Consider the following 8,480-nt stretch of genomic DNA (forward strand, 5'->3'; position numbering starts at 1 on the left):
CCAGCTCTTTTTGAAAACAACTATACAACACACTATTTGTACCGCCGTCAGTAACTTCCGTTTTATCACCAGATAAAACAAAATCAAACCGGCGTATCAAACAGCGAATTACCGCTTTGCAGGGACAACGGCTGCTGAATTAGAGTCAGTAATGTTGAAATCACAAATAACGATTAGCGGTTCTACACCAAATGTCATCGTCCTTTGAAACTGCTTAATGAAATTTCAGAAAAAGAAGCTTAGTTTAATCATGCATCGGTTCTAAAATATTGCCTTGTGTTAACCGAAATCAAAAGGCGAACCAATACGATACAACTCATCACCTTGGGTAGCAGAACGAATACAGTGGTAACAGCAAATATTAGTTCGTGACTTGGACACGAAGCTTTTCAAAAGAAAAAACACGCTCAAATATGCGACACAGGGTTACACAGCGTCACCTAGCACTTAATTATGACAAAAAGATAAAAATATTCAGATACCGAAAGGATTAACATCCTATTTGTAAAAACTGCGCCTTACACTTACTACTAAAATGATATGTTGCCCCGTTTATCCTTGAATCACGCCACGTTTTGTTATTGCTCAAACATCAACACAAACAGAAGCAATTATTTTCATTTGAGCACCCAATTTTAAAATAAAACTTAGAAGCCGCTTATCAAATGCATCTTCATTAAAATCAGCCCAACTCATCTCACCAACATATTAATGACATTAAAACAATATCACCATTTTTATTCATTTAATACTCTGGTTCGAGTGTAAAATTCAAGCTATATCTAATCTTTGGGCTCAGAGCAACCATCACCAGCGCTATGGTTTCTCAACTATATATTGCTGTCCAGCCTAAGGGGTTTGTACATACATCTTTGTCATATGCCATCCCTACTGTATCTTTCTTTGTTTTGCATCGCTTGCGATGGCACACAGAGCAGGTATCATCTCGCCTACAGCATTCTGAATTAAATTTTTTGCCTGTGCGCATTTGTACTCTGGCTGCAATCTTTTCCGAGGAATTCATGACAAACACTAATTTTTCCCAAACGGCTGCGTTTATCTGGTCGGTGGCAGATTTACTGCGTGGAGATTTCAAGCAGTCTCAGTACGGGCGCGTGATCCTGCCCTTTACCCTGCTGCGCCGCCTAGAGTGTGTATTGGCAGAAACGAAAGATGCAGTGGTGGCAAAATATGATGAATTTCAAACCAACACACTGCCGGAAGAAAGCTTAAAAATGCTTCTGCAGCACGCCAGCGGACTTACTTTTTACAATACGTCTAAGATGGATCTAGGTAAATTGGGGCAGAACGACATCAAAGCCAACCTAGAAAGCTACGTACAGGCGTTTTCACCGGATGCGCGTGAAATCTTCGATCACTTTAAATTCAGTGAGTTTATCGGCCTGCTGGAAGATGCCAACTTGCTGTATAAAGTAGTGAAAAAATTTGCCACTACCGACCTTAGTCCAAAAGCGATATCCAACTATGAAATGGGGCTAGTATTCGAAGAGTTGATCCGCCGTTTTGCAGAAAGCTCAAACGAAACCGCCGGTGAGCACTTCACCCCACGTGATATCGTCCGTTTAACCACCTCTCTGGTATTAATGAAAGATGATGAAGTGCTGGTCAAGGACGGTATCATCCGCACCATTTACGACCCAACCGCCGGCACAGGTGGTTTTCTCTCTGCCGGTATGGAATATGTGCACGAGCTAAATCCTAAAGCTGTCCTATGTCCTTTTGGCCAAGAGCTAAACCCAGAATCCTACGCCATCTGTAAAGGCGATATGCTCATTAAAGGTCAGGATGTCAGCCGAATTAAACTGGGCAACACCCTCTCTAACGACCAGCTATTGCTGGATAAATTTGACTATATGCTTTCTAACCCGCCATTTGGCGTAGACTGGAAAAAAATAGAGGGCGAGATTATTGATGAGCATATACAAAAAGGATTTAGCGGCCGCTTTGGCCCTGGCCTGCCGCGGGTTTCCGACGGTTCGCTATTGTTTCTACTGCACCTGATTAGCAAAATGCGCAACAGCCAAAATGTAGATGATAGCGTCAGCCACGGCAGCCGTATCGGAATTATTCTTAACGGCTCTCCACTGTTTACCGGTGGAGCGGGCAGTGGTGAAAGCGAAATCCGTCGCTACATTTTGGAAGCCGATTTGCTGGAAGGCATCATCGCATTGCCAACAGACATGTTCTACAACACTGGCATTGCCACCTACATCTGGATACTCTCCAACAAAAAAGCGCCTGAGCGTAAAGGCAAAGTACAGCTAATTGATGGCAGCAACCTGTGCGGCAAAATGCGTAAATCATTGGGTTCAAAGCGTAACCTAATACGTGAAGATGATATCAAACTAATTACGCAAATCTTTGGTAATTTTGAAGTAGTGACTGCTACCCCCCTAAAAGAACTGGGTTTGGAAAAAGCTAAGGAGCAAAAATCCAACCGTGGCCGCCAGCCTGCCACCGCCAAAACCGAAGCGCCGAAAACCTTCGCCAGTAAAATCTTTAACAATACCGACTTTGGCTACCGCCGCCTGACCATTGAGCGCCCGCTGCGGATATCTGCTCAGGTGACGGATGAAGCAATTGCAACCCTACGCTTTGCACCGAAACCATTTAACGCGCCGATGGAACGCCTGTATGAAGAGTTCGCGTCCCAGTGGCAGGACAACACCTACGGCGATTTCTCGGAGCTGGAAGCCGATGCGCGCGCCATCATCAAAGCTGAATTTGCCGAACTGAAAGAGAAGCAGATTAAAGACCTGCTCGACAGCAAACTGTGGCTGGTGCAGCGCACATTGATGAAAAAAGCACAGAAAATTCAAGAAGCTTTAGGGTCGCAATCGGGTGGCAAAACGCTGGTGAGCAATGACTTCAACCAGTTCCAGCTAAGCCTAAAAGAGGCCATCAAAACCGCTGGCGTGAAGCTGGATACGAAAGAAAACAAACAATTTATCGATGCCTTCACTACCAAAAACCCAGATGCCGAACCAGTGGTCAAGAAAGTGCTGAAAAAAGCCCCTCAGCCGCTGTACGGTGCGTTTGAATATAAAGACAAGGTTGTTGAGTTTGAGCAGGATGGCGAGCTGCGCGATAACGAAAACGTGCCGCTGAACCCAGCCTTATCCACTAGCGACCTGATTGAAAATTACTTCAAAACAGAAGTGCTGCCGCATGTGAATGACGCGTGGATCAACGCCGATAAACGTGATGCGAAAGATGGTGAAGTGGGAATTGTCGGTTACGAGATTCCGTTTAACCGCCATTTCTATGTTTATCAGCCACCGCGCCCACTGGAGGAAATTGATGCCGATCTGGATGCGGTCAGCGCCGAGATTATGAAGCTGCTGCAGGAGGTACATTCCTGATGGCTAAGTATAAGGCGTATCCCGAGTATAAGGATTCTGGGGTTGAGTGGCTGGGAATGGTACCATCTCACTGGAAAACCATATCCATACACAAATTGTTTTCTAGAGTTAAACGGACCGGATATACTGAGAAAGAATTGCTTTCCGTATATCGCGATTATGGTGTAATACCAAAATCAAGCAGAGATGATAATAATAATAAGCCTTCGGAGGATTTATCACCCTATCAATTGGTTAAGCCAAATGATATGGTTATGAATAAGATGAAAGCTTGGCAAGGATCAATCGCAATTTCAACGTATGAAGGAATCGTTAGTCCGGCATATTTTGTATACGAACCCAACAATGTTTTTTTTGAAGTGACACATCCAAGGTATGTGCATTATTTACTTCGCAACCCGATTTACGTTACTCAATACCTGAGATGTTCCAAGGGAATACGAGTCAATCAATGGGATCTGGATCCTTATGAGTTTAGAAATATTGAGCTGCTGCTTCCGGACAAGACTGAACAGGAAAAAATATACCGTTTCCTCGATCACGAAACCGCAAAAATCGATAACCTCATTGAGAAGCAACAGCAACTGATTGAACTTTTGAAAGAAAAACGTCAGGCAGTGATTAGCCATGCTGTCACCAAAGGGCTAAACCCTGATGTGCCGATGAAAGATTCTGGTATTGAATGGTTGGGGGAAGTTCCGGAACATTGGATTGTTCGCAGATTAAAACATACGGCAAACCTGCAGTCAGGAATACCTAAAGGGAAAGATCTAACAGGTAAAAATAGTATCTCAGTTCCTATGCTTCGTGTAGCTAACGTCCAAGATGGTTATCTCGATCTTGAAGATGTACATACCATAGATATTGAACCGAGCCAGCTTGAACGATATTTGCTTCGCGATGGTGACGTATTGATGAATGAGGGTGGGGATAATGACCAATTAGGCCGTGGTGCGGTCTGGACGGCGTCAATTGATAATTGTATTTATCAAAATCATGTTTTTGCAATTCGCCCTCAAAACATTGAATCAGATTGGCTAGATATACTTACTCGAGCTGCTTATGCAAAATTCCACTTCTATCGAGTAGCGAAGCAAAGTACGAACCTTGCATCCATTTCATCAACAAATATCAAAGAAACTCCATTGCTAATTCCCCCAGTTGAAGAACGGGTGGAAATTTTAAAATTTATAAAGCTGCAACTAGGAAGATTAAAGAAGTCTGAAGAACTGAGTGTTAACCAAGTTGCGTTACTACAGGAACGCCGCACCGCCCTAATCTCCTCCGCCGTCACCGGAAAAATCGACGTTCGCGACTGGGTTGCGCCAGACACACAGAAAGCAGAGAAACCAGAGGAGACTGCTGTATGAGCATGGACTGCACCAAAGAACATATTTTTCAAAAAGATATCATTACACAAATGAAGGCAAATGGCTGGGTTTGCGGCAAAACGGATGGCTACGATCGCGAACGTGCGCTTTACTCGCAGGATACGCTGACCTTTGTGCAGACCACGCAGCCACAGGAGTGGGAGAAGTTTGCCAACATTTATCCCACCGATACCGAGCGTCATTTTCTCGATGCGCTGGTGGCGCAGCTAAAAAAAGCGGATATCAACGCTACCGATAGGCAGTCGCGCACCTACGGCACGCTCGGCGTGCTGCGCCATGGTATCAAAAACCATAGTGCGCGTTTTTCTTTGTGTCAGTTTAAGCCAGAACATAACCTCAACCCAGATACACTAACGCGCTACAAGCAAAATATCTTTCGTATCGTGCCGGAGCTGATTTACAGCCCGCATGCGTCAAAAGCGGCATTGGCAGAAACGGAGGGCAAAGCCAAGAAATGGCGTATTGACCTGGTATTGTTTGTTAATGGCTTGCCAATCGCAACACTGGAACTGAAATCTGAATTTAAGCAGGCAGTACAAAACGCCATTACGCAGTATAAACAAACGCGTTTGCCCAACTCTGGTACCAATAAGTCTGAACCACTGCTCACCTTCAAACGCGGCGCACTGGTGCATTTTGCAGTTAGCCAGTACGAAGTGTTTATGACTACCAAACTCGCGGGTGATGAAACTTTCTTTCTGCCATTTAACAAAGGCACTCATGATGGCGGGGCAGGGAACGATAGCCCGCAGAATATCAACGACTACGCCACCAGCTACCTGTGGAATGAGGTGCTGTTGCCAGACAACCTGCTGAAAATTCTGGCCAGCTTTATGCACTTGCAAATCGTTGAAAAAGAAGACGCCATTGGCGTGAAGTACAAAAGCGAAAGCCTGATTTTCCCACGCTATCATCAATGGGACGTCGTAAACAAACTCATCACCGCCGCCACAGTAGAAGGCACCGGCAATAAATACCTGATTCAGCACAGTGCGGGGTCGGGCAAATCAAACTCTATCGCCTGGACAGCCCATCAGCTTTCACGCCTGTACGATGAAGATGGCGTAAAGCTGTTTAATTCGGTAATTGTGGTAACCGATCGTACCGTGCTTGACGATCAGCTACAGGATACCATCTATCAGTTTGAGCATCAGGATGGTGTGGTCGGCCGCATCAACAACAAAGAAGGGGACGGTTCAAAATCGGAAAAGCTGGCAAGTGCACTGGAAAATTCGCAACCAATCATTATTGTCACCATTCAAACCTTTCCATTTGTCCTAAAAGCGATTGAAAACAGCGTCAGCCTGAAGCAGCGCAAATATGCTGTGATTGCCGATGAAGCACACTCATCACAGAGTGGCTCTACAGCGCGTCAGCTAAAAGAAGTATTGATGACCGACGCAATGGATGACGATGTAGAGATATCTACAGAAGATATTCTAGATGCCACCATTGCCGCACGTAAAGGCAGCAACAACCTTAACTTTTACGCTTTTACCGCCACACCTAAAGCCAAAACGCTGGAGTTGTTTGGCCGTCGACCAAATCCGCAAGAACCAGCTTCAAAAACCAATAAGCCACAAGCATTCCACGTTTACTCCATGCGTCAGGCCATCGAAGAAGGCTTTATTCTGGATGTACTGCAAAACTATATTAATTACAAAGTGGCCTACAAGCTGCTGCAAAAGCTGGATGATGAAGACCAAGAAGTCGACAGCAAAAAAGCCAAAATCAAACTAAATCAATGGGTCTTGCTTCACGAGCATAACGTATCACAGAAAGTGAAAGTGATAGTAGAGCATTTCCGCAAGCATGTGATGCAATTACTGGGTGGGCAGGCAAAAGCGATGGTGGTGACCAGTTCGCGTAAAGCGGCAGTGCGCTACAAGCTGGCATTCGATAAATACATTGCCGAGCAAAAATACGACAAAATCAGAGCCATGGTGGCGTTTTCCGGTGAAGTGGAATTCCACGAAGATGACCACAATAGCTTTGCACTGCTAAATCAAAAGTTTACTGAAATCAATATGAATCCAGGCTTAAAAGGCCGGGATATGCGCAAAGCGTTTGATACCGAAGACTACCAGGTAATGCTGGTAGCCAACAAATTTCAAACTGGTTTTGACCAGCCTAAGCTATGCGCCATGTATGTGGATAAAAAGCTGGGTGGCGTCGAATGCGTACAAACGCTATCGCGGTTAAACCGCACCTATCCAGGCAAAGCGGAATCAGACATATTTGTACTTGATTTCTACAACCAGCCCGAAGATATTTTGAGTGCTTTCCAGCCGTACTACCAAACAGCAACACTCACGGATGTTAGCGATCCACAACTCGTCTTTGATTTGTTTGCAAAGCTGCGTACCAGTGGCATTTTCCAATGGAGCGAAGTAGAGCAATTCTGCAAAGTATTTTTCAACAATCATTTACCCATTGCGGCCTTAAGCAATATCTGCAAACCAGCTGTGCAACGCTGGCAGCAACGCTACAATTCGGCGGTTGAGGCGTATGAGAATGCCAAAAAAATTGTTGAACGCACTAAGCAAACCGGCGATGTTGTGCTGATTACCAATGCGGAAAACACCTTCAAAGCATGCGAACAAGAAAAAAGTAAGCTGCTTATTTTCAAGAAAGATCTCGGCAGTTTTGTCCGTTTTTACGAGTTTATGTCCCAAATCGTCGATTACGATGATAAAGACTTAGAAAGGCTGAGTCTGTTTGCCCGCCATCTGCGTCCGTTGCTGCGTGAACAGCGCATTGAAGATGATAAAATTGATTTAAGCAACGTTGAAATGAGCCATTATCGTATTTCGAAGCTCTATCAGCAAAGTTTACAGCTACAAAAAAATGCTGAAGATGGCAAAATCAATCCAAGTAATGATATTGGTACGGCAAAACCAAAACACAAAAAAGAAGAGTTTCTGTCAAATATCCTAAAACGTTTGAATGAGCTTTTTATCACCGATAATCTAACCGATAAAGACTTAATTAATTATGCTTTCACAGTGCGCGATAAACTGTCAGAAAACCAAACTGTAATGGCACAGATTATGAACAACTCACCAGAACAGGTGATGCTAGGTGATTTCCCGAAAGCCATTGATAATGCCGTGTTGGAGAGCAATGACGCCCAGAAGGAAATGATGATGCAATACCTTTCTAATCCTGAACTGGCAAAGAACTTCGCTCGCGTAGTGTTTGATATGTTGAAAGGGATTTAACGCATTTTTATCAAAGAGTAGGGTAAATCCCAAATCCACTTGTGATACACCAAGCGTTAAACAAATTTAGTTTTGAGATTGAGGCGAGAATATTCGGGCCAAACTAAGCCTCAGCACATGCACTCCGGTATAAAAAGTATTTATATGGCAAATGTTGTCAGGATGGTGTTGTTTATAATATCTCGTTCGCTCATGCACCAAAAAACCTTGCCTCAAAAGAGGAAATTGAATTTATTACAGGCATTCACCACTGCCTTTGGGAAAAGTAAACAGCACAACTACCGCCTTTACAAGAAAGATATAAGAATAGTGATATTCATCGTATCCGGTTTAAATCATAAGTTTCGTGCCATATTGCCTATCTGTGGCCAGACAATCCAACTCATGATGCTATAAGCGATAACAATTATTTCCTTATCGCGCTAAAGCGCCATGGTGCTGGCCATTTTTAAACAGATAAATCTAGATTTTCAACATGATTCACA

At 44.1% G+C, this 8,480-nt stretch carries 3 protein-coding genes; all 3 read left to right on the forward strand.

Annotated elements, in window-relative coordinates:
- Positions 1-1,022: 1,022 nt before the first annotated feature.
- Genes ABU615_RS06780 through ABU615_RS06790 form a run of 3 tightly spaced genes read left to right on the forward strand, consistent with a single transcriptional unit; the run spans position 1,023 to position 7,995 of the window.
- Positions 1,023-3,383 (forward strand): class I SAM-dependent DNA methyltransferase, encoded by a 2,361-nt coding sequence (locus ABU615_RS06780; RefSeq protein ID WP_267408676.1) that lies wholly within the window; start codon positions 1,023-1,025, stop codon positions 3,381-3,383.
- A complete protein-coding gene (locus tag ABU615_RS06785) occupies positions 3,383-4,753 on the forward strand; it encodes a restriction endonuclease subunit S (protein WP_267408677.1) in 1,371 nt (456 codons plus the stop codon). The genes ABU615_RS06780 and ABU615_RS06785 overlap by 1 nt, the downstream gene beginning before the upstream one ends.
- Positions 4,750-7,995 (forward strand): type I restriction endonuclease subunit R, encoded by a 3,246-nt coding sequence (locus tag ABU615_RS06790; RefSeq protein ID WP_370388730.1) that lies wholly within the window; start codon positions 4,750-4,752, stop codon positions 7,993-7,995. The genes ABU615_RS06785 and ABU615_RS06790 overlap by 4 nt, the downstream gene beginning before the upstream one ends.
- Positions 7,996-8,480 lie beyond the last annotated feature (485 nt).

It is taken from the genome of Snodgrassella alvi, from assembly GCF_040741455.2.
GTDB lineage: Bacteria > Pseudomonadota > Gammaproteobacteria > Burkholderiales > Neisseriaceae > Snodgrassella > Snodgrassella alvi_E.